This window comes from Bradyrhizobium sp. (genome assembly GCF_049798375.1).
Classification (GTDB): domain Bacteria; phylum Pseudomonadota; class Alphaproteobacteria; order Rhizobiales; family Xanthobacteraceae; genus Bradyrhizobium.
On record NZ_JBARGP010000063.1, the window covers coordinates 1 to 2,271 of the forward strand.

Genomic DNA, 2,271 nt, shown 5'->3' on the forward strand with positions numbered 1-2,271 from the left:
GGGCAGAAGCGAGATCGACGCCCGGCTTGATTTGCACGGCATGACCCAGAGCCGCGCCCATCAGGCGCTGTATCTGTTCCTGCAGCGGTCGCACAGCGAGGGACATGCGTTCGTCCTGGTCATCACCGGCAAGGGGATATCAGGCGAGTCCGAGCGTGGCGTGCTGCGCCGGCAGGTGCCGCACTGGCTGAGCCTGCCTGAATTCCGCTCGCTGGTCGTCGGCTTCGAAGAAGCCAATATCGGCCATGGCGGAGCGGGCGCGCTCTATGTGCGCATCCGGCGATCGAGAGCCTAAAAAGGCCGGATGATTCCGACGCGCGGCAGCGCGGTGACGATCCAGCCGAGCCGCGCGGACTTGCGATCCTCATTTGGGATCAGCGGCACAACCTTTATCGCCGGCAAGGTCTTCACTGCGTGCAGCAGCAGGATCATGCAGACCACCCAGCTCGAGAGCCAGCGGGAATAGTCGAACACCATGGCGAACATCACGAGATAAGCGAGGCTGATCACGCCGATTGCTGCGAGCACGATGCGCTGGTGCCAGGTGTCGGCGAGCGCACGAACGGTAGCGGCGAAGAAGCGCCACAGCGGCGCATGGAGCCAGAGAAGCAGCGCGTAGACGGGCACGCCGAGCAGGTTGGAGGGCATCCGCGCCCAGGTGTCCTGCAGCTCCTTCGAGAGCGGCTGGTACCAGATGTAGGCGAACTGCAGTAGCGCGGTGCGCGAGGGATCGGCCATCTTGCTCTGCAGATAGCGCACGAATTCGTCGTGCGGGATCGGCATGGTGCCAAGAAACTGCGCGGCGAGAAACAGTGCGCCGAGTCCGAGCAGTGCCGCGACGCCGACCGCTACGTTGAGCCGGGTCGCGCCTTGGGTCAGGTAGTAGCGCAGCACGACGATCGCCGTCATGGTCGGCACGTACATCAACAGGTGGATGTGGTGGATCAGGATCAGCAGCGCCGAGAGCACGGTCGCAAGCCACACGATCGCCAGCGAGCGCGCCGGGACCAGCAGCAGGATGATCGCGGCCAGCGCGCCATAGATGTCGAAATGGCCGAGCGCGAAGATGAAGTTCTTCAGGAAGAACGGCGAGCCGGCCGTGAACACGAACAGCGGCAGGCTCTCGTCGCTGAAGCCGAAGGTTTTGTGAAACAGCCGAATAAACAGCCCGGCGGTGATCAACCAGACGCAGCCTCCGATCGCGTACACCAGCCACACCGACACCTTGTCGGTGAACAGCGCGACGACGGCGCCGATCAGCGCGCGCTTGATGAAGCCGAAATGATAGTCGACCAGCAAATGGATGTAGGGGACGTAGGGCTGCAAATTGAGCTTGTAGAGAAAGACGCCGAGCATCACCGCGGCGTTGACGTAAAGCATCGCGCGCCAGTGGCGCTGCAGGGGAGCGGACCTCATTGGGTGGCCCGCACTGCGGCTTCATTTCGGATGTCGTCCCGGCCAAGCGAGCCTTTGCGAGCGCGAACCGGGATCATAACCACCGCCGCTGATGCTGGGGCAAGGCTGGAGCTACTATCTTGTTTGCAACGAGCGTTGGTGGCTATGGCTCCCGGCTTTCGCCGGGATGACAGCGGAATGGTATCGCGCTTTCAGCTGATTACAAAATAAACCGGCTGAGGTCGGTGTTCTTGGCCAAGTCGCCGATATGCTGCTGCACATAGCCGGCGTCGACCTGGATGGTTTCGCCGTTGCGGTCGGACGCGGTGAAGGAGATGTCGTCGAGCACGCGCTCCATCACGGTCTGCAACCGCCGCGCGCCGATGTTCTCGACTGTGGAATTGACTGCGACCGCGATGTCGGCGAGCGCATCGATCGCGCCGTCAGTGATGTCGAGCGTGACGCCTTCGGTCTGCATCAGCGCCACATATTGCTTGATCAGTGACGCCTCCGGCTCGGTCAGGATGCGGCGCATGTCGTCGCGGGTCAGAGCCTGCAGCTCGACCCGGATCGGCAGACGGCCCTGCAATTCGGGCAACAGGTCCGACGGCTTGGCGATATGGAACGCGCCTGAGGCTATGAAGAGGATGTGGTCGGTTTTCACCGCGCCGTGCTTGGTCGAGACCGTGGTGCCTTCGATCAGCGGCAGCAGGTCGCGCTGCACGCCCTCGCGAGAGACGTCGCCGCCGGCGCGGTTCTCGCGCACGCAGATCTTGTCGATCTCGTCGAGGAACACGATGCCGTTGTTCTCGACCACGTGGATCGCTTCCTGCACCAGCTGCTCGTCGTCCAGCAGTTTGTCGGATTCCTCGTTGA

General features: G+C 62.9%; 3 protein-coding genes. 1 reads left to right on the top strand and 2 read right to left on the bottom strand.

Annotation, left to right across the window (positions count from 1 at the left end; genetic code table 11):
* The coding region (locus WA702_RS02585; protein ID WP_425108961.1) for a Smr/MutS family protein at positions 1–295 on the top strand (295 nt) is incomplete at its 5' end.
* Here WA702_RS02585 and WA702_RS02590 read toward each other — a convergent pair.
* Together WA702_RS02590 and WA702_RS02595 are read right to left on the bottom strand one after the other, a co-directional pair.
* Complete coding sequence (locus WA702_RS02590; RefSeq protein ID WP_425108962.1) at positions 292–1,416, bottom strand: hypothetical protein; 1,125 nt, start codon at positions 1,414–1,416, stop codon at positions 292–294. The two genes, WA702_RS02585 and WA702_RS02590, sit on opposite strands and share 4 nt — an antisense overlap.
* 199 nt (positions 1,417–1,615) lie before the next feature.
* Positions 1,616–2,271, bottom strand: a 656-nt coding sequence (locus WA702_RS02595; RefSeq protein ID WP_425108963.1) for an AAA family ATPase, incomplete at its 5' end; no start/stop codon positions are given.